Origin of the sequence: Winogradskyella pacifica, from assembly GCF_013403915.1 — a bacterium.
In the GTDB taxonomy this organism is placed as follows: domain Bacteria; phylum Bacteroidota; class Bacteroidia; order Flavobacteriales; family Flavobacteriaceae; genus Winogradskyella; species Winogradskyella pacifica.
This window is the reverse complement of the sequence record NZ_JABFDI010000004.1, coordinates 75,785-96,788: the sequence shown is the minus strand read 5'-3', so window position 1 is coordinate 96,788 and position 21,004 is coordinate 75,785. Positions and strand designations below refer to the sequence as shown.

12 protein-coding genes are annotated in these 21,004 nt (G+C 34.9%); 8 read left to right on the top strand and 4 right to left on the bottom strand.

The features are described 5' to 3' along the window. Positions 1 to 13: 13 nt before the first annotated feature. The 4 genes from HM984_RS05065 to HM984_RS05050 form a co-directional block, all read right to left on the bottom strand. A complete protein-coding gene (locus HM984_RS05065) occupies positions 14 to 1,555 on the bottom strand; it encodes a sulfatase family protein (RefSeq protein WP_179348366.1) in 1,542 nt (513 codons plus the stop codon). 4 nt (positions 1,556 to 1,559) lie between these two features. Then, entirely contained in the window at positions 1,560 to 2,714 is a 1,155-nt protein-coding gene (locus HM984_RS05060; RefSeq protein ID WP_179348365.1) for a putative glycoside hydrolase, read from the bottom strand. 13 nt (positions 2,715 to 2,727) lie between these two features. Further along, on the bottom strand, positions 2,728 to 4,518 hold the full coding sequence (locus tag HM984_RS05055) for an alpha-L-fucosidase (RefSeq protein WP_218845019.1): 1,791 nt from the start codon (positions 4,516 to 4,518) through the stop codon (positions 2,728 to 2,730). Between the two features lie 134 nt (positions 4,519 to 4,652). Further along, on the bottom strand, positions 4,653 to 7,775 hold the full coding sequence (locus tag HM984_RS05050; protein ID WP_179348364.1) for a TonB-dependent receptor: 3,123 nt from the start codon (positions 7,773 to 7,775) through the stop codon (positions 4,653 to 4,655). A gap of 216 nt (positions 7,776 to 7,991) precedes the next feature. On the opposite strand from HM984_RS05050, the gene HM984_RS05045 reads away from it, so the two are divergent. The 8 genes from HM984_RS05045 to HM984_RS05010 all read left to right on the top strand — a co-directional run bounded on the left by HM984_RS05045 (position 7,992) and on the right by HM984_RS05010 (position 20,983). Beyond that, a complete protein-coding gene (locus tag HM984_RS05045) occupies positions 7,992 to 9,515 on the top strand; it encodes an alpha-L-fucosidase (RefSeq protein WP_218845018.1) in 1,524 nt (507 codons plus the stop codon). Positions 9,516 to 9,547: 32 nt separating this feature from the next. After that, on the top strand, positions 9,548 to 10,732 hold the full coding sequence (locus HM984_RS05040; protein WP_179348363.1) for a putative glycoside hydrolase: 1,185 nt from the start codon (positions 9,548 to 9,550) through the stop codon (positions 10,730 to 10,732). A gap of 29 nt (positions 10,733 to 10,761) precedes the next feature. Beyond that, positions 10,762 to 12,642: a sulfatase gene (locus tag HM984_RS05035; RefSeq protein ID WP_179348362.1), complete on the top strand. Its 1,881-nt coding sequence runs from the start codon at positions 10,762 to 10,764 to the stop codon at positions 12,640 to 12,642. Positions 12,643 to 12,712: 70 nt separating this feature from the next. Then, positions 12,713 to 14,596, top strand: a complete 1,884-nt coding sequence (locus HM984_RS05030; protein WP_179348361.1) for a sulfatase — start codon at positions 12,713 to 12,715, stop codon at positions 14,594 to 14,596. Positions 14,597 to 14,625: 29 nt separating this feature from the next. After that, positions 14,626 to 16,119 (top strand): arylsulfatase, encoded by a 1,494-nt coding sequence (locus HM984_RS05025; protein WP_179348360.1) that lies wholly within the window; start codon positions 14,626 to 14,628, stop codon positions 16,117 to 16,119. Positions 16,120 to 16,311: 192 nt separating this feature from the next. Continuing rightward, the gene (locus HM984_RS05020) at positions 16,312 to 17,496 is read left to right on the top strand and encodes a DUF6786 family protein (RefSeq protein ID WP_179348359.1); all 1,185 of its coding nucleotides are present in this window, start codon (positions 16,312 to 16,314) and stop codon (positions 17,494 to 17,496) included. A 2-nt stretch (positions 17,497 to 17,498) separates the two neighbouring features. Then, positions 17,499 to 19,367: an alpha-L-fucosidase gene (locus HM984_RS05015; protein ID WP_179348358.1), complete on the top strand. Its 1,869-nt coding sequence runs from the start codon at positions 17,499 to 17,501 to the stop codon at positions 19,365 to 19,367. 8 nt (positions 19,368 to 19,375) lie between these two features. Continuing rightward, positions 19,376 to 20,983 carry a sulfatase family protein gene (locus HM984_RS05010; protein ID WP_218845017.1) on the top strand — a complete coding sequence of 536 codons (1,608 nt, stop codon included), beginning with the start codon at positions 19,376 to 19,378 and terminating at the stop codon, positions 20,981 to 20,983. Positions 20,984 to 21,004: the final 21 nt, after the last annotated feature.

Sequence of the window (21,004 nt, the reverse complement as noted above, 5' to 3'; positions counted from 1 at the left end):
TCTCATTTCCGTATTAATTTTCAAACGTTTCTTTTTCCTGTTCGTTACGTAATGCTACCGCTAACTCCTTAACTTTTTCAGGGAATTGACTTGCTAAATTCGTGTTTTGCCCAATATCGTCTTTTAGATTGAAGAGTTGCACAGTATCCTTAGCGGTTTTAAAACGTTGCCCTTCTTCAAACCATTTTGGTATTCTGGTGTGGTAACCATCTTTATTATTAATGTATAACCAATCGCCTTTTCTAATCGCATATTTAGACGTCCAGGTATTGTGAACAATAGTCTCTCTTACAGGTTCATCTGTATTAGTTAACCATACGTTAGAAAAATTAAAGCTGTCATGCTGAAATCCTTTTGGTAAATCGCTATTTGTAATAGACGCTAAAGTATTCAGTATATCTATTTGGCTAAATAATTGATTGCTCTTTGTTCCTGGTTTAATATGGTTTGGCCATTTTACGATAAAAGGGACATGATGTCCGCCTTCATAAACATCTCTTTTTACACCTCTAAACGGATGAGAACTATCGTGATCATAATTTTTAATACGGTTGTAAGCATAGTGTTCTGACCCATTATCTGAAGTAAAAATAACAATGGTATTGTCATCTGCATTAATAGCTTTTAATGCGTCTAAAATTTGTCCGACAGCATCGTCAGTCTGAAACACAAAATCGCCATAAGGTCCTGCATTGCTTTTTCCTCTAAACGCTTCATTCGGAATTATTGGTGCGTGCGGCGAAGGAAATGCCATATATAAGAAAAAAGGTTCTTTAGCTTGTTCTTGATTTTTTATAAAAGTCACAGCTTTGCGCGTCACCGTTGGTAAAATCTTATAAAAATCCCAATCTTTTACTGCTGGTCCTGGTCGTAATTCCCAATTGCCTTCTAATGCAAAATCTTCTTTAGGATGTTGTAACGTTAGTGTTGGTGCTTCTGTAACCTTATCATTTTCAATCCACGTATATGGAGGAAAATTAATAGTACCATCACCAAAATAAGAATCGAAACCTATAGACAACGGCCCATTAGGAATAGATTTATCCCAATCATAAGCCTGTGCTGGCCAAATTTCGATTTCCTTTTTTCCGTGCTTAGCTTTTACTTTTTGAGTAACATCTTTTTTTCTAATGGCTTCCCAGTTCCATCCTAAATGCCATTTACCAATAGCTGCTGTATGGTAACCGTTAGTGTTAAGAATATTAGGCAGAGTCACCTGGTTTTCTTTAAAAACAGATTCGCCCATGGCATGTACGATATCGTTGAAGTCTCTCCAATGATAGCGGCCCGATAATAAGGCATACCGACTTGGTGTACAAACACCTGAAGAACTATGAGCTTCTGTCATTAAAAGCCCTTCTTTTGCTAATTGATCTAAATTGGGTGTTGGGATTTTAGATTGTGGATTTTGAATTGCTAAATCACCAAAACCCATATCATCAGCATAAAATATGATGATGTTGGGTTTATTAACTTTTGGTGTTGGTTTTGTTTGTTCTTGACAAGCTGTTAAGCACACCAACAGTATCATATAAAAGTAGGCGCTTATTTTCATGGTTTTAACTTTCTTTTTTCCAGTCAATGGTGGCTTTCTTGTTTTCTAAATCGACCCAAATACTGGCATGTTCATAATTTCGGGTTAAAATCCAACCGTTAACTTGCATCTCATTTAGAGGTTTGCCTAAGGGTTTATCAAATTCAGGATACCATAGAAGTGATCCCATACTTAAGCGATACCCCCAATTATAACTAATATAAGAATGTTTTTGTGCTCCAGCTAAAAAAGAGGCTAAGGCAAATGTTAAATGCTCTTTAGAAATTTTCTCTTTTTCTTTTTCAGATTTAGCCATAAACTTTTTGTTTACCCAAGCATTCTCTGGCCATGTCTTAAACACCACTATTTTACCGCTTTTACCTGCTTTTTCCATTTCTTGAATATCCTTAAGCATACTTTCTTTCGTTTTGCTATTAAAATATCCGAAATGTTCAATCATTATGGCATCAGTAAAATCTGGAAAATCATTTTCGCTATTTCTAACTGGTGTAGAACGAATACCGTTATAAACGATTAATTTGTCATCACCAATTTTAGCTCTCGTTTCTTTAATTAGATCTTTTAAGCCTTGCTGAATGGCATCATACTTTTCAGCTCCCCATAATTTTTTATTACCTGGATTAGTAACCTGAACTAAGGCATCAAAGAAAACACCATCCACGTTTTCATTATCCAAATTGTCTTTGGCAATATCAGACCACCAATCTCTAAGCTCTGGATTAGATAAATCATAGCGCTTTAATTTACCATCTTTTAAATCTAATTCGCCTGTTTTTGTTTTTAGCCACCACTCTGATTTTGTTTGATAGTCTTCATGCGCTTTATACATACTATAATCTAAAAATGCATTCCAATAGAATACCACTTTCATATCTGGATTTAAATCTTTTAGCACTTTTGCATCAGCAGCAATAGACTCTTCTGAATGTTTATATTTCGGAAAACCATGCGCCTTTTCTAATACCGTAAAGTTAGAATGTTCCGCTATAAATTTAGCTTCAGACTTAGTTAACAAATCCCCTTTTTTTCCAAAATGAAACGCAACAGGAACCTTATCCCAACTAAATTCTGGATAGTGCTTATCGTTTTGTGAAAAGGCCACTTGAGACATTACCAAACCAATTAAAAACAGACTTTTATGTAAAAACGCTAACTTCATTATGCTTACAATTTTATTTTATTGGTAAAATCTTAATCGATTTCAAACTTGAGGTTTGAACATCACCTTCAACTAATGACGTCTTAATAATATGATTACCTGCCGTTTTAAATTCTAAAATTCCCATTCTGCGATACGCATATTTATCAGTTGCTGCTTGTTGATTTTGAACTTTAATACCTTCATCTGTTGTGGTTTTCCAAACTAAGCGCCCTTCACCTTTATATTCTAAATCTAAATAATAATAACCCGGTTCTTGAACGTTTACTTCCCAGCAAACCGTACCATCTTCTTCCCAATTGCTCACTTGGTTGGCATGTTTCCATTCACCAAATTTCTCCATCCAGCGTACGTTTTTTTGTTCTGCACCTTCAACCTCACCAAATTCAGTTAATAATCTTGTAGGTACATTTGGATAGATACCTAAGTGTGATTCTACTACAGCTTCTGCATCTTCAAGTTCCACTTCAATTACAGAAATCAATTCTTCAGGTGCTTTATATGGCACATCGATAACTAACCAATCGTTGTCTTTAGAGTATTTAAGTGAACTCTTTTTGTCGCCATCTAAAACTGATATTCTTTTCACTTTAGATTTTAATCCAGGTAAGTATAATTTACCATTAGTTGGCCATTCACTAACAGATAAATAAAGCGATTTATCATTGGTAGTAACATCACCCCAAGGCAATGCATAACCCCAAGGTGAACTACCTGCGGCGTAAACAACTTGTGGGTATTTCTGAATCCAACGACCAGACTCTTGTAAAAATTCTATACCAATACTTGGAATAGCTCCGTTACTATCTGGACCTACATTAAATAAATACGTACCGCCTCTAGCTACAGTTTCAATAACACGACCTAAAATCTTTTTAGGACTTTTAAAGTTATTATCATACCATGCATAAGACCAAGAATCGTTGTTAGTATCACAAGTTTCCCAAAGCCCTTCTACATTTCGGGTTGGCACTTCCATATCTCCAATACTAGCATAATCACCCATACCATATCCTACGCGACTACACATCATAGCATTTGGTTGTAACTCTCTTACCATATCCGCTAATTCTACTACATATTCCTCTGGCATATCACCAGGAGTGTCAAACCAAACAAAATCGATGTCACCATAGTTGGTACAGATTTCTCTAACTTGTGGCTTACATTTATTATAGAAATAATCTTTAAAATCCATTTTCTTTCCGTTCTCATCAACTTCAGGACCTCTAGTTCCGCCTGGAGCCGTCCAATCTTGATTATGAGAATAATAAAATCCAAATCCAAGTCCTAATTCTTTACACGCAGCAGATAACTCGTGCATTGGATCTCTACCAAATGGAGTGGCATCTACAATATTAAAATCACTAGCTTCAGAATCGAACATCGCAAAACCTTCGTGATGTTTACTGGTAATGATAATATATTTCATACCAGCATCTTTTGCTAATTGCGCAATTTGCTTAGCATCGAATTCTGTTGGATTAAACGTTTTTGCCGTTTCCATATAATCTTCAGGCAAAATGTTTGCCACACGTTTGCTCATTAGCCATTCTCCAATACCGTAGTAGGTCTTATCTTCCCATACTCCACCTAGATTTGAAAACAATCCCCAATGAATAAACATACCGTAGTTGCCTTCATCAAATAACTTCGCTTTTCCACTTTTTAAAGCATCACCAGAAACTGTAGTTTCTCCCCACATTTCTTCCATTCCTTTTTTGTCTTTCTCTTGAGAATGGCTATTCATAACGCTAATAAGCATTACTAAAACGGAAAACATTATACATCTATTCTTAAACATATGCGTACTATTATTAATTTATTATTTTTTTGATTTGCAGATAGAAATCTACCTATTTTACTGTATATAACATTCTTGAGCCATCACTAGTTTTCATCAATTAGCGACGCTCCCAAAAACATATTTATTCTAGATTATAATCTGTATCTCAATCCTACTTTCCATGTTGGAGTTCTACCGAAATAAGATGTGAAATTTTGAGTATCATCTCCAATATAACGACGTGTATCTTCTCCTGTAAGATTACTTACACCTGCACTTGCTTGTATCTTTCTTGTAATCTTATATTTTAAGTTGATTCCTAAAAGTGTCGTTCCTTCTGTATAATGTGCTTCATCTGCACGTGTAGAGCCAATACCACCTAAATTACTTAAGTAATTACTTCTGTAGGCTGCAGTAAACCTAAAAGAGAATCCGTACTTTTCATAGTACATCACTGTATTGAAATTGTGTTTTGAAGTCCCTGGAAAACCATTAGTAGCATCTCCAACAGCACCATCAAAATTACTTTCAACAAAAGAATAGTTAGCTCGTAAACCAAACCCACTCGCAAAACCAGGTAAAAACGTAAAGTGATGATTAAAGCCTATTTCAAATCCATAAAGTTGTGCATTTGTAATGTTTATAGGAGTAGAAATATCGAACAATAAATCTTCTTGACCTGCAGGTATTGCTATACCCAGCGCTTCTATACCAGGATATGCTTGATCATTTAATGTTTGACGTCCGATATAATTTCTAATGTCTTTATAAAAGATACTACCGATAATTGCACCACCATTTCTGCTATACAACTCAAATGTTGTATCATACATCCATGCACTGTAAGGCTCTAACTTTGGATTACCAGATTTAATAGTCCCTCTATATAAACTTGTACCTAAGTTTGGCTCATAGTCTGGTGAACTCGGGTTGAATATTTCTGAAGTAGGATCTAAATACTCCACCTCATTACTCGGCATCATATCTCTATATTTTGGTCTAGATGCTCCTTTTGCAGCGCTAAATCTCAAGTTGAAATTTCTTTTTATTTTAAAATTGGCATTAAAACTAGGTAACACATCCCATCTAGAATTTTCTACCTCATGATATATAGCATCACTTACTACACCACTAGTCTCTGCTATAGGATCAACTATTTCTACTCCGGTAAACCCCCTTGATTCATTTATGGTATTAATGGCTCTTACCCCAAAGTTTAAAACCACTGGTATATTAAATACTGTTGTTCTTGCATCAACTTGTGCATAGGTAGAAAAAGTTTTTTCTATAGCCCCATAAGATTTTGCAGGATTAAATTGTAAATCACCTTCCTGAGAAACCAATTGATCTATAGGTTTATCAAAATCAAAAATACTTCCACCATTTAAACTATTAAATCCTGGTGTTAAATCTAACACGGCATTTCCGGGAATATTAATCCATTGATCTAAACCTGTTCCACCGCCTAAAAAATCACCTGGAATATAATAGTTATCATAAGAAATAAGATCTACAAATTGCTGTAATTGCTCATCTGTATAATCACCATAGATATCGTCAGCATTTGCTTGCGCTTCTCTAGCTTCGAAATCTGTAATTGCTGATCTTGCACCCAATGAGAATTTCACCTTTTTATTAAGCTCATACTCTACATCTAATCTTGAAGCATAATTGTAGCCATTAGTTCTAATATGTCTTTTTGCTGCAGATCTAAGACCAAACGCTGTAGGATCTAAAATTTCATCTGGAAGTCCAAACTGAGGAAGTTCACCTCTCAAATCTAAACTAATAGCACTATTGTCATAATCTCTTCCATCCAATCTTGCAGTTATTTGCGTTAAATCTTGGAAAAAATCTAAATCCGAATACGATAAATCAAAACTAAAAGTCAATTTATCTGACTCCTTGTATAAGGTATTCAATCCTAGTATGTTATTTGTGGTATTATTTGTATAGAACTGATTTTTATTTTGAATATTCACTCGAGACACATCTGCACCAGCTGCATCGATGTAGGCTAAATTATTCCCATTAAAAACCAGGCTTTCTGGAGTAAAGAAATTATTAACACCCAGCAAACCATTATCACCACCTGTAGACAATGATGTTTGAAATTGTTGTCTATCTGAAAAAGCTTCTAATTTAGTTAAGGTATAATCTAACAAAAACTCTAGTTTAGCTGTTGGCTTGTATTGAATTGCCGCTGATAAAGCCAATTGTTTTCTGTTGTCTTTTCGTACGGCATTATTAATAGTTGCTGGTATTAAGATCCCTTCATAAACATTCTCTCCATCTTCAAAAACACCATTACTATTAGTATCTTCATAAAAATCTACATTTCTGTAACCTCGCATTCCCGATTCATCGCGGTATCTATTATCATCAGTGTGAACTATTGAAACAGCGGCTCCTAATTTATCATTTATTTTACCTCCAAACACACCAGATATTCTGGTATCAAAATCGATATCTTCGAACTCTGAATCGCTATCTCCTCTTAAATTAACACTAGCAAAATAATTCTTCCCTCTTTTATACCTGGCATCTAAAGGTCTTAAGGTTTGAAAATCTACTGTTCCACCAATATCTGTAGCAATTTCTTTAGCCTGTGTTGTTTTATGGATTCTAGCTCCATTAATAATTTCTGTAGGAATAACATTTAAGTTAAATTTTCTAAAATCCGATTTCCCCTCATTTCCTGCAGAAATAGGTGTTCGACCATTCATCGTAATTTTCACAAACTGAGGCCCTATACCTCTAATAGATACTCTATCTCCAGAAACACCATCATCATTCCGCTCAATTTGCACACCTGCAACTCTTTGTAAAGCATCAGTTACGTTACCATCAGAAAAACTTCCAATATCCTCTGGCGTAATTGCTTCAATTACGGTAGTGGCTTCTCGCTTCTCTCTAACAGCATTCAATTGAGAACTTCTAATCCCTACAGTAAGAACAACCTCATCTAAAGCTTCAGAATCCGCTTTCATCTGAACGTTCAATACAGTCTTTCCTGCTGTAGAATACTCTACAGTCTTAAAACCTATATAATGAAATACGAGGATTGCATCAGGATTCTTTAATTTTATAGTATAGTCACCATCCATTGTAGACATTGCACCATTCTTTGTGCCTTTTTCTATAATACTTGCACCCGGCAATGGCATATTATCGACATCTGTAATTTTACCTGTTATGACTTGCGCCTGTACTAAACTAAAAAAGCATTGCAGCAGCATTAAGAACAGTAAACTTTTAGAATTAATTTTTTTCATGACATGATGAGTTAGTTCGTATGACTACAAATATGTATCAAATAAGACAAATCAACTTGCTCTGTTCGTTTTTAAATTTTCTCAAATCAACCAAAGCCCCTAAGTGCTAGGTAGTCTAAGTGTATTTGAATTTTTACAGCAACAAAATGACGGAATAGAGAAGCGTTACTAAATTAGTAAATAGTTACTTTGTAAGTGCACCATAAATAGATACAGATGTCTATAAAAACAATTACAATCATCCCTTTTTTAATGCTTAATGCCTGTATTATGTTTGGTCAAACGAAACAGGTAACAAAAACAATTGCTCCTAATTGGGAATCCATGGCTGAGAACTATAAAGTACCAGAATGGTTTCAAGATGGTAAAATTGGCGTTTGGATGCATTGGGGTATTCCGTCTTCAATAGACGAAAACAGAGCAGACGATGGTTCTCACTACGGAAGACGCATGTACGGTGATGAAGATTATGATGCTAGAAATGAACCGGACAGAATGCGAACGGTAAGGTTAACGAAATGGCACACCGAACGCTATGGACCACCTTCAGAATTTGGTTACGAAAAATTTATAGCAGATTTTAAAGCGGAAAACTTTAATGCTGATGCCATTGTAGCGTTTGTTAAAGACAATGGAGCGCGTTTTATTATGCCTGTAGCCACACACCATGATAATTTTGATATGTATGATTCCTTCTTTCCTTGGAATTCAGTTAAAATGGGACCAAAGAAAGATATCCTGAGAGAATGGAAGGATGCAGCTTATAAGCACGATTTAAAATTTGGAGTATCTACACATTTATATTGGTCTCCACGCTTTTTTAGAACGGCTCGGAAATTTCAAAAAGAAGGCACACCAGAATGGGAGTTCTTTAATATGGATTATGATACCTTTAAATTTGCTAGTCAAGACAGTTGGAATGAGCATTGGTACAAACGCTCTTGGGATTTAATAGAAAAATACGATCCAGACATGTTTAATAACGATTCGCCTTATCCGTCTATAAAAACAGGAAAAGGTTTAGGCGTGAAACTATTTTCTGATTATTTAAATAGAGATTTAAAAGAAAATAATGGCAAGCAAACCACTGTATTATCTTTTAAAAACACCAAAGAAAATAAAGCGGCATTTACCTATAATTTAGAACGTGGGATGTTTGGGGAACAACAGAAACACCCATGGATTTGGGCAACCGATTTATCGGGTAGTTGGTTTTACAGAAAAGATTCATTTACTAAAATGTCTTTAGATGTTTTAATAGGAAATGCGATAGATGCCATTAGTAAAAATGGTGTAGTGATGATTAATATTGCTTTAAAAGGAGATGGTACAATTCCTGAAAATCAAAAGCAAATGCTGACTAATTTTGGAGACTTTGTAAAGATTAACCAAGAAGGTATTTACAACACCAGACCATGGAAAACCTTTGGTGAAGGACCTTTAGAAATCGTTACCAAACGCGCAGGTGAAAACTTGAAGAATTTCTCTGAGAAAGACATTCGTTTTACAACAAAGGATGGAAATATTTACGCTTTTGTTTTAGCGTCACCAACAGAAGATATTTTAATTGAAGTTCTAAAAACAAAAGGACTTTTACAAAAAAACATAAAAGATATACAGTTGTTAGGCAGCGATGAAACCATTCACTGGAACCGAAATAAAGATGGATTAGCTATCACATATGATTTTAAAAACATCCCAAATCAATCGGCTATTTGTTTTAAAATAATCACAGAATAACAACTTAAATAAATAATTAACTAAAAGTCAGAATGCATTTTAAAACGACATTTTTATTGGTTTTATTCGCCATTTCTTTAAGTGCGTGTTCCGCGCAAAAACAAGAGGTGCCCGTGGTAAAACAAAAATTACCTGAGTTTTCTTGGGATAAAATGCCCTTATATATGCACATGCGTAAATCCACGGCTTTTACAAAAAAAGAGATTACCTATCTTTCAAAATTTCCTTTAATAACGTTTGAAAAAACAACCGGAAGTAAATCATCAGGATCCACAGAAAAAGGCACTATTAAAGCGGCTAAAGCTGTAAAAAAAATAAATCCTGATGCCAAAATACTTTACTATAAAAATGTGGTTATCAACTGGGGAGGTTATAAAGAAGATGAAGATTTTTTATACCAACATCCTGAGGCCTTATTAGTTAACGCCAAAGGCGAAAAAGCCTTAATGCCTAATGGTAAAACTGGATTCTTCGATATTTCAAAAGACTATGTTCGTGAGTATTGGTTAAACCATGTAAGTAAGGTGACCGAAAGTCCATTTATTGATGGTGTGTTTTTAGATGCTAACATTAAAGTTTTAGTGCCTTTCTTTTTTAATAGTCGTGTTGGAGAAGAAAAACGAGAAGCCATAAAAACAGGCTATTTGTCTATGATGGCAGATTTAGATACTCAAATAGGAAAAGATAATTTACTTATTGCCAATATCATTCGTGTGCGTTCTGAATTTGAAGATTCGGGTAGAGCATACTTAAAATTCTTTGATGGATCGTACTTAGAAGGTTTTGAGCGTGGAAATTCTGGCATGACTTATGAAGATTACCTTGCAAAAGGCATTGATGCTGTTCAAAAATCGGCAAGAGAAGGCAATGTAATTGCTATGTCTCTCGGGATTGGTAAAGGATTAAAAAATGCAGTAGCTGGTATTGATGATGCCAGACAAAAAGTATCTATAAATGAAAATTTCACAAAACGCTTAGATTATCTATTGGCTATTTTTCTGGTTTGTGCCGAAAAATACAGCTACGTCTATCCACATGATGGCTATGGTGTTGGGAGTTCTGCAGTTTGGCTTAAAACCTTTCCGCAGTATGAGAAAAAACTCGGCGCACCAAAAGGCTATGCGAAACGTGAAGGCTACATTTACACAAGATCTTTTGAACATTTAGACGTTACTTTAGATATACAAAATAAAACAGCCCAATTAGATTGGAAATAAACGAACCCTTAATATTTATACATAAAAAAATGAAATCACTTTTAACATCACTTACAATTTTATTGTGCTTTTCTAACTATGCCATTAGTCAAGAAAAGAAAGATTTAGTAAAACCTAATATTGTTATCTTTTATGTTGATGATTTAGGTTGGCAAGACACAGAACTCAATGATTTAGATGAGCCAACACCTTGGGAAACACCAAATATAGTTGCACTGGCAAAAGAAGGTATCAATTTTACAAATGGCTACTCGCCTGCTCCAACTTGCGCACCATCGAGAGCTGCACTGCTTTCTGGTTTGCATCCAACTAAAACAGGTGTAACACATGTAAGTGGAGGTACTGAACCTAAAACCACTAGACGTTCTAATTATGTGACGCCGTATTACCCTATAGGATTAATGCCTGAAAATTTCACCATTGCAGAAGCATTAAAAATGAATGGCTATACAACCGGACATGTTGGAAAATGGCATGTAGGAGCTCTTGACATTCAAAAATCAACGAATCAAGGTTTCGATTTTGCTTACGAATCTAGAGGTGCACACCAAGGGCCTAAACGAGAAAAAAACCGTATCAACAATTTTGCAACCCATGATAAAGGAGATGCTTACCGTTTAAGTGATGAAAAATATCCTCCGTTTACAAAATCATCTCCAAACGGCATTTCATATCCAAAGGATATGGTAACAGAAAAGGCACTTGAGTTTATTAAATCTAGTAAAGACGAGCCGTTCTTTTTATACTTAGCACATTGGTTGGTACATGCACCGATTCATACTAAGAATAAGGAGTTATTACAATACTACAGTGATAAATTAGGGGTAGAAATGCCAACCAAAGATATTCCGATTAAAACAGGTGGACAAACCAACCCGTTTTACGGAGCTATGGTAACGACTTTAGATTGGAGTTTAGGACGTGTGGTAGATTTATTAAAGACAACGGACGATCCAAGAAATCCAGGCAAAAAGCTAATTGAAACCACTTATATTATTTTTTCTTCGGATAACGGAGGTGTAGAAAAAGCCAATGGAGATATCGTTACAGATAATTTCCCTTTAGACCAAGGTAAAAAATATGCACAAGAAGGTGGTATTAGAGTGCCTATGGTAATTAGTGGGCCTCATATTCCTAAAGACAAAACACAAGATGTATTGATCAATCAATTAGACTTTTTTCCAACACTATTAAACCTTACAAACAGTACTGTACCTGAAAAGTATAGTTCAGATTTTGATGGCTTAGATATTTCTGGGGTGTTATTGAATAATGATAAGACCGTTAAAGATGCGTCAGGACATGAAAGAGAAGATTTATGGTGGCATTTTCCTCACAATACAGATTCTCAGATGCAATCTGCGCTTAGACATGGCGAGTACAAATTATACAAAAATTTAATTCCTGATACTTATGAATTATACCGTTTGTATAAAAATGGAAAACGTGAAGATTTAGAAGAAAAGCATAATATTGCAGCACAAAATCCAGAAATCGTTAAGGACTTATCTGCAAGATTAGAAACATATTTAGAAGATTATAATGCACAAATGCCTTATAAAGATCCTTCAAAATTCAAAGATGACGCTGTAACATCTATTCCTGTTATTACGAATGACGCGTTTGATGTAAAATCTCAAAGCGTAACTATTTCTTTAGAAAAAGGAAAATCTAAGGTCATAGAAGCTTATGCGCTTGTAAGAATTGTAAACGCAAATTTAAAAAAGAAGAAAGGCAAGAAAGGAAAGCTAGGAAAACACGATTCAACCTTAATAAAAATACCAGTAGAGTCTAGCAAAAATAATTTAGAGTACACGTTTACTATTCCTGAAGACATCATAGAATACGGTATTATCTTAATCGATGAAAATCGTTTTATGGTAAAAAGTGACTTTCATAAAATCAACTAAAAATAGAAGCATTGAATGTGATACTGTTTGGATTAAAATTACAGTATCACATGTGCTTTAAACCTATATCATGAAACATAACAGAACATTATTAGCCATTGTATTATTGGCATTTTCTTTCTCTAACTCTGGTAATAGTCAGAAAAAATCTGATGTAATAAAACCTAATGTCATTATATTTTACGCTGATGATTTAGGCTGGCAAGACGTAGAATTAAACGATTTAGACGAACCTTGTGCTTGGGATACCCCAAATATTAAAGCATTAGCAAAAGATGCCATTAACTTTACAAATGGCTATTCTCCTGCTCCTACTTGTGCACCTTCAAGAGCTGCACTTTTAAGTGGATTACATCCTGCTAAAACAGGAATAACCAATGTTAGTGGCGGAGGAATCCCTAAGGCTCAGAGATCTGAAAAATATATGAGTCCTTATTTTCCAGAAGGATTAATGCCTGATCACTTCACGATTGCTGAAGCTTTAAAAATGAATGGTTATAGAACGGGACATGTTGGAAAATGGCATGCTGGAAGTCTTCAAATTCAAAAATCAACAAATCAAGGTTTTGATTTTGCACACGAATCTCGTGGAGCACATCAAGGACCTAAAGGAGCTAAAAATCGCTTAAATGCTTTTGCAACACATGATAAAAATGATGCGTATCGTTTAAGTGAAGAAAAATACTTTCCTTTCACAAAGGAATCGCCTGAAGGAATCTCTTATCCAACTGATGCAGTCACCGAAAATGCACTTAAATTTATTACCGAAAATAAGGAGGAACCGTTCTTTTTATATTTAGCACATTGGATGGTGCACTATCCTATTCACTCTAAAAACCGCGAATTATTAGACTATTATTGTGATAAATTAGGAGTAGAGCTTCCTGAGGTAGATACTGAATGGACTAAAGAAGGTCAGAATAATCCTTATTTCGGAGCTATGGTAACCACCTTAGATTGGAGTTTAGGTCGTGTAATCGATTTGTTAAAGAAAACAGATGACCCAAGAAATCCAGGTAAAAAATTATACGAAACAACTTACATCATCTTTTCATCTGATAATGGCGGAGCGGAAACTCGTAGAGCAGAAGTAATGTCTGATAATGCTCCTTTAGATAAAGGTAAAAAATATTCGGAAGAAGGCGGCATTAGAGTCCCAATGCTTATATCGGGACCAAACATTCCTAAAGAAAAAACAAAGGATGTTTTGATTAATCAGTTAGATTTCTATCCAACTATTTTAAGCCTTACCAATAGTAAAATACCTACTAAATATAGTTCTGATTTAGATGGGTTAGATATTTCCAATGTCTTATTGAAAAATGAAAAGGAAGTCTTAAATAAAGATGGAAAACCTCGAGAAGATTTATGGTGGCATTACCCTTACGGCGACGAGACTAAAAATCAATCTGCTATACGATCTGGCGACTATAAGTTATATAAAAACTTTATCACGGGTAATTACGTATTGCATCGTTTGTATAAAGATGGAAAGCGCTATGATTTAGAAGAACAGAATGATATTGCTAAAGAAGAGCCAGAAATCACAAAAGCCTTAGCTTCAAAATTAGAAAACTATCTGAAAGATTATGATGCTAAATTGCCCTATAAAGACCCTTCAAAATTTAAAAATGAAGAAGATGTAGCTGCTATTCCTGTTATCACTAAAGATGTTTTTGATGCTGCATCTCGTAAAGTTGCCATTACTTTAGAAAAAGGAAACTCTAATGTCGTTGAAAGTTATGCACTTGTAAAAATATCAGACAAGGCTAAGGCTAAGAAAAAGGGTAAGAAAAGAAAAGTGAAATCCACATATATCAGAATACCTGTAGACGCTGGAAAAAATAATTTGGAATACACGTTTACGGTTCCTAAAGAAGCCATAGAATATGGTATCATCCTAATTGATGAAAATCGTTTCATGATAAAAGGTGAGTTTCATAAAGTAAAATAATTAAACGTTAAATAATAAAAATAGGAATCATGAAAACTATAGTTATTAACTGTTGCTTGTGCTTCCTATTTTTTATTCAAATGGGCCATGCCCAAGAAAGTACTAATACGTTAAAAAACAGCAAGCCCAACATCATCTTTGTAATGACGGATGATCAAGGCATGGGCGATTTATCGTGCATGGGAAATGAGGTTGTAAAAACCCCAAATATTGATGCTTTCTATGAAAAATCAACACGTTTTACAGAATACCATGTAAGTCCTACTTGTGCTCCTTCTCGAGCTGCTCTAATGAGTGGACAACACGAATTTAGAGTTGGGGTTACCCATACTATTTTAGAACGCGAACGCATGGCTTTGGATGTGTACACGCTGCCTCAAGCCTTGCAATCTGCAGGTTACCAAACTGGATTGTTTGGCAAATGGCATTTGGGAGATGCTGAAGACTATCTACCACAAAACAGAGGTTTTAATGAAGTGTTGATGCATGGTGCTGGTGGAATTGGTCAAGTGAGTTTAGGCGATTTCCTACCGAATAAAGAGAATGTGTATTTTGACAATGTTTTACTTCACAATAAAACCATTGTAAAAACCAAAGGCTTTTGTACGGATGTGTTTTTCGATGCTGCTATGGCTTGGACAAAAGAACAGATTATTACAGAAACACCTTTCTTTACGTATCTCTCTTTGAATGCGCCACATGCTCCTTTGGTAGCTCCTGAAAACTATAAAAAACGTTTTTTAGAATTAGGCTATGATGAAGGCACTGCCAGTAGATATGGCATGATTGAAAACATCGATGATAACTTCGGAAGATTGATGAGCAAACTTGACGAATGGAATGCTCTAGAAAACACCCTAGTTATTTTTACCACAGATAATGGAGCTACACATTTAAGAGGTACTTTAAATGGAGAAAAAGTAAAACATTTTAATGCCAATCTTAAAGGTGGAAAAAACTCACCAAACGAAGGTGGCGATCACGTGCCGCTTTTCTTGTATTGGAAAGGTGTTTTAACCGAAGGAAAAGACATTAACCAACTTACCGCACATATCGATTTATACCCAACTTTTTCAGAATTAGCAGGCGTTAAATTACCAGAAAACATACAACCTTTAGAAGGCTTGTCATTAATTCCTTTATTAGAAAATACAGCGACAAATTGGGAAGACCGTTTGCTATTTGTGCATTGCGGCCGTTGGAAAACCGGAATGGTCAACGAAGCCAAATACACTAAAATGGCTGTAAGAAGTCAACAATGGCGTTTTGTAAATAATACCGAATTATATGATATTATTAATGATCCTGGCGAACGTTATAATGTAGCTGCAGAACATCCCGATGTGATTGCAAAATTTCAAGAACCGTATAACCAATGGTGGTCTGCCTCTATTCCACTTATGATAAACGAAAACAAAAAGCGCACCAAAGAGCAACCGTTACATATTAAGTATTATAAACAACTAGAAGCCGAAGGAATTCCCTATTGGAATCCAAACGATATGATTACAGAAAAAAACTAAAAAGCAATATGCAATGATTTCGAAGACATCTAAAGCAGTTCAAATTATTTAAATAAGACATATTTTAGGTTGAATTAGATATGACATTATCATAAAAGAAACTGCAAATTAGTAACCTTGAAAACTTTTATCTCGTAGCAAAACGATTTGGATTTATAAAGCATTTATCAATTACACGACCATCCCACAACTATGCCTGATAACACAAAAAAAGAAGACCGTTTTTCAAAAGACCTCACCTTTCTAAAAAAACATACCGATATTATTGTTTTGCAAGAAGGACAGAGCGCTTTAGCCATTGCTCCTCAATTTCAAGGACGTGTTATGACCAGCACAACAAATGTAACTGAAGGCGAAGGTTTTGGGTGGATTAACAAAAAAGTCATTGAAGCTGGTTTTCTTTCAGAAGAAGAACGTGAGGGGCGCTTAGAAAATCAGATTTATGTGTTTGGAGGCGAAGAACGTTTTTGGTTAGGTCCTGAAGGCGGTCAGTTTTCTATCTTTTTTAAGCCGGAAGACGATTTTGAATTCTCAAATTGGAAAACACCTGCTGTTATAGATACAGAGGCTTTTACCTTGGTTTCTCATACAAATCATTCGGCGACGTTTGAACACCATTGCGAACTTATAAATAAAAGTGGAACCATTTTTAAAATAGGTATTGGGCGTTCCATTTCTATTTTAAATAAAGCATCCATTGAAAATAGCCTTAGAATACAGTTTTCCGAAAACATTGAATTTGTAGGCTATCAAACCAATAATCAAATTACAAATATTGGTGATCAACCATGGCTACCAGAAACGGGATTACCCTCTATATGGATTTTAGGAATGTATAACCCCTCACCAGAAACCACTATGGTTATTCCTTTTAAAGCTGGTGAAGAAACTGCTTTAGGACAAAAAGTAAATGACACCTATTTTGGTAAGGTACCTAAAGACTATTTAGAAGTTAAAAACGATGTTTTATTCTTTAAAGGTGATGGTACAAAACGCAGTAAAATTGGAGTCAACTCAAAACGCGCAAAAGGAATTGCAGGAAGTTATGATGCTTTAGGTAAAGTTTTAACTTTGGTAACTTATAATGCACAAGAAGCCCCTCATGGTTATGTAAATTCGGCATGGGAATACCAAGAAGAACCTTATGCAGGCGATCTTATAAATGCCTACAATGACGGATCACCAGAACCAGGCGTTCCGCCAATGGGACCATTTTATGAGTTAGAAACCTCATCACCAGCAGCAGCCTTAAAACCAAATGAAACCATGATGCATATTCAAACTACTATGCATTTAAAAGGAGATGAACACGAATTAAATACCATTGCAAAAGCGACTTTAGGTGTAAGCTTAGATGTTATTATAAAATCGTTATAATTATGAAGCGATTAAAAACCCATACCGCAATTATTTGTTCACTATTTACAGCCTCAATAGTGCTATATAGCTGTACAACAAAAGAAAAAGCTAATGTATCTGAAAACAAGCATTTCAATCAAACTGATAATTGGATCGTATTAGACAAAACAGATGCAACTAAAGAAGGACATACATTTTCTTGGACTTTTGAGGTAAAAACCCCTTCAGATTATGTACTTCAATTGGTTTCAACTGAAGCATACTTTAAAAATAATGAATCTGTAAAAATAAAAATAGGTGCACAAGAATTTGAAGCATCCTTATTGAAAAACCACCTAATAAACGGAAATGAAATCGTTTCAGAATTCAAAAACATATTCTCAATAAAAAACACAGAAAAACAGACACTTTCTATAACGACTGAAGCCGATTTTAAAAGCTTAAGAATAATTCCACATTATAAAAAACCTATTGGTTCTGGTAAGTATCATCAAGAATGGTTAGCCATGCACCAATCCAAGGAAAAACAGGATGCCCTACAACGGTTTAAAGAAGCCAAACTCGGCATGTTTATTCATTGGGGATTATATTCACAAGCTGGTGGACTATGGAAAGGCACTAAAATTAACAACGCACCGCATCCAGGACCAAAAGTTGCTGAATGGTTGATGTATGCGTTTCAAATTCCTAGAGAAGACTACAGAGCATTAGCAAAAACCTTTAACCCCGATAAATCCTTTGCTGAAAATGTAGTAAAATTAGCTAAGGATGTTGGTATGAAATACATCGTCATTACTTCAAAACATCATGATGGCTTTGCCTTATTTAATTCTAAACATTCTGAATTTGATATGGTTGACGCCACGCCTTACAAAGCAGACATCATAAAAGAACTTTACAATGCCTGTTTAGAAGAAGGTATAGATTTTGGTGTGTACTATTCTCATGGTAATGATTGGATGGATGGCTCCGATGGGAATTACAAGAACATCAAAAAAGTAAACGATTCTTTAGGGATTTATACACACCCAAATGGTAAAAATTTATGGGATCCAAGTGAAAACACACATGAATCATATCTGGAAAACAAAGCCTATCCACAAATAAAAGAATTACTAACCATGTTACCTGAACTGCGTTTAATTTGGTTTGATGGCACAGGTTTTACTACAGAAGCACAAGCCTTTCAGTTTTATAAACTCGTTTATGAAAGGAACCCAAACGTTTTAGTTAACCGAAGAGTGGGATATGCTTTTGGAGATTATTTAGATGCAGGAGATAATAAGATTCCTTCGGCTTCAGAAACCCTAGAAAAATATTGGGAAACCTGTGGCACTACGAATAATTCTTGGGGTTATAAATCTTATGATGACGATTGGAAAAGTCCAAAAGAACTACTCTACTACTTTGTCGATATTCTATCTAAAGGTGGAAACTACCTATTAAATATAGGTCCTGACGGAAAAGGACATGTGCCCGAAACTAGTGCAGAAAACTTGCGCGACATGGGCAAATGGATTCATCAAAATGCAGATGCTGTTTACGGAACAACTCGTTGGAAAACACCAAACGAAGGCCAAGAAGAAACATTATTAGATGGCACAGGTCATAGAGCTGCCAAAGGTTTCAAAAGAGATTTTACATCTAAAGATTTTTGGTTTACTGCTAAAGAGCATAAAGTTTATGCTATTTCACTCACCCAAACAGAAGGAGATATCTTAATAAAATCACTAAAAAAGGGAGAAGGAGATATTGAACAGGTAAAAGTATTAGGAAGCGATAAGATCCTTAGTTGGAATCAGAATAAAAACGGATTACAAACCACAATAACAGGAGTGCCTAAAGACGCACTTGGTTACGTTATAGAAGTGACTTTAAAAAATAATTAAATAAAATTATGAAAACTAAAACAACTCAAATACTTATAATTAGTAGCTTATTATTGGCATCACTTTTTATGCTTACCAGTTTTGATAATAATGAAACTATAGAAGAACCAAAACCCCAAAAGCCAAACATTATATACATTTTGGCCGATGATTTGGGTATTGGTGATTTAAGTATTTATAACGAAAACAGTAAAATACAAACACCTCATTTAGATCAAATGGGTAAAGAAGGCATGCAGTTTACAGATGCACATACCTCTTCTTCTGTGTGTACACCAACACGATATGGCATCTTAACTGGAAGATATAATTGGCGAACCCCTTTAAAAGAATTTGTGACTTGGGGAAATTCACCTAGTTTAATTCAGAAAAACAGATTAACAGTGGCACAGATGCTAAAAAATAAGGGCTATAAAACAGCAAGTATTGGAAAATGGCATTTGGGTTTAAACTGGACGATGAAAAATAACAGCAAAGAGTTTGATCATTTTTCAGATACATCAGATCGCTTGAATTTTAAGGCTATTGATTATAGTCAACCTTTAAAGTTTGGACCTAATGATATGGGCTTCGATTATTCATATATGATTTCAGCATCCCTAAACATGCCACCTTTTGTGTATATAGAAAATAATAAGGCCACAATGGTACCAACAGGAATTTCGGCTCAAACCAAAAAACAATCACCATATGCCACTTGGATTAGAGGAGACATTGCGGATGATTTTAAACATGAAGACGTACTACCAAACGTTGTAGATAAATCTATTACTTTCATTAAGGAAAATGCCAATAAAGATCAACCGTTTTTTATGTACATCCCCTTACCTGCTCCACATAATCCCGTGTTACCAATTGCACCATGGAAAGGGCAAAGCGACATTAAAAGTCCTTATGCCGATTTTGTAATCATGATAGATGATTTAATGGGTCGTATTTTTGAAACACTAAAAGCACAAGGCATTGACGAAAATACATTAGTCATCTTTACAAGTGATAACGGTTTTGCTACTACTAACGATTTAAAAACTTTAAGAAAGGAAAAACACAGTCCAAGTTATATTTATAGTGGTTATAAAGGAAGTTATTTAGAAGGAGGTCACAGAGTCCCATTTTTAGTGAAATGGCCAGGAAAAATAAAACCAAATTCGGTTTCAGAGGCCACCATATGTACTACGGATTTTATGGCAACATGTGCAGATATTATTGGTTATGATTTTAAGGATAATGAGGCAGAAGATAGTTTTAGCATGATGCCTTTATTAACCAATGAAGGAGATTATTTAAGAGATGCCACTATTCATCATGACAAGTATGGTGTTTTTGCGATTAGGAAAGGAGATTGGAAATTAATTGTATCTCCAAACTCAGGTATTATGGCCTCTGGAGAAACAAAAATATATAAAGATGTTACTGCGGAAGAAATTCTATACAATTTAAAAAAGGACGTTAAAGAGAAGAATAACGTTGCCGATCAATTCCCGGAAAAGGTTAAAGAATTAAAAGAGATTCTAATTCAACAAATAAAGGATGGCAGAAGTACTCCTGGAAAAGTTCAAGAAAACGATGCTATTTCAGGAGAATGGCCTCAAGCAAAGTTTGCTTTAAAAAAATAATTTAAGCCACAATAATTATAT

What these genes read in the sequence shown, in the direction of transcription:
- HM984_RS05065 (WP_179348366.1), bottom strand. Translation starts at nt 1,555, where the DNA reads ATGAAAATAAGCGCCTACTTTTATATGATACTGTTGGTGTGCTTAACA.
- HM984_RS05060 (WP_179348365.1), bottom strand. Translation starts at nt 2,714, where the DNA reads ATGAAGTTAGCGTTTTTACATAAAAGTCTGTTTTTAATTGGTTTGGTA.
- HM984_RS05055 (WP_218845019.1), bottom strand. Translation starts at nt 4,518, where the DNA reads ATGTTTAAGAATAGATGTATAATGTTTTCCGTTTTAGTAATGCTTATT.
- HM984_RS05050 (WP_179348364.1), bottom strand. Translation starts at nt 7,775, where the DNA reads ATGAAAAAAATTAATTCTAAAAGTTTACTGTTCTTAATGCTGCTGCAA.
- HM984_RS05045 (WP_218845018.1), top strand. Translation starts at nt 7,992, where the DNA reads ATGTCTATAAAAACAATTACAATCATCCCTTTTTTAATGCTTAATGCC.
- HM984_RS05040 (WP_179348363.1), top strand. Translation starts at nt 9,548, where the DNA reads ATGCATTTTAAAACGACATTTTTATTGGTTTTATTCGCCATTTCTTTA.
- HM984_RS05035 (WP_179348362.1), top strand. Translation starts at nt 10,762, where the DNA reads ATGAAATCACTTTTAACATCACTTACAATTTTATTGTGCTTTTCTAAC.
- HM984_RS05030 (WP_179348361.1), top strand. Translation starts at nt 12,713, where the DNA reads ATGAAACATAACAGAACATTATTAGCCATTGTATTATTGGCATTTTCT.
- HM984_RS05025 (WP_179348360.1), top strand. Translation starts at nt 14,626, where the DNA reads ATGAAAACTATAGTTATTAACTGTTGCTTGTGCTTCCTATTTTTTATT.
- HM984_RS05020 (WP_179348359.1), top strand. Translation starts at nt 16,312, where the DNA reads ATGCCTGATAACACAAAAAAAGAAGACCGTTTTTCAAAAGACCTCACC.
- HM984_RS05015 (WP_179348358.1), top strand. Translation starts at nt 17,499, where the DNA reads ATGAAGCGATTAAAAACCCATACCGCAATTATTTGTTCACTATTTACA.
- HM984_RS05010 (WP_218845017.1), top strand. Translation starts at nt 19,376, where the DNA reads ATGAAAACTAAAACAACTCAAATACTTATAATTAGTAGCTTATTATTG.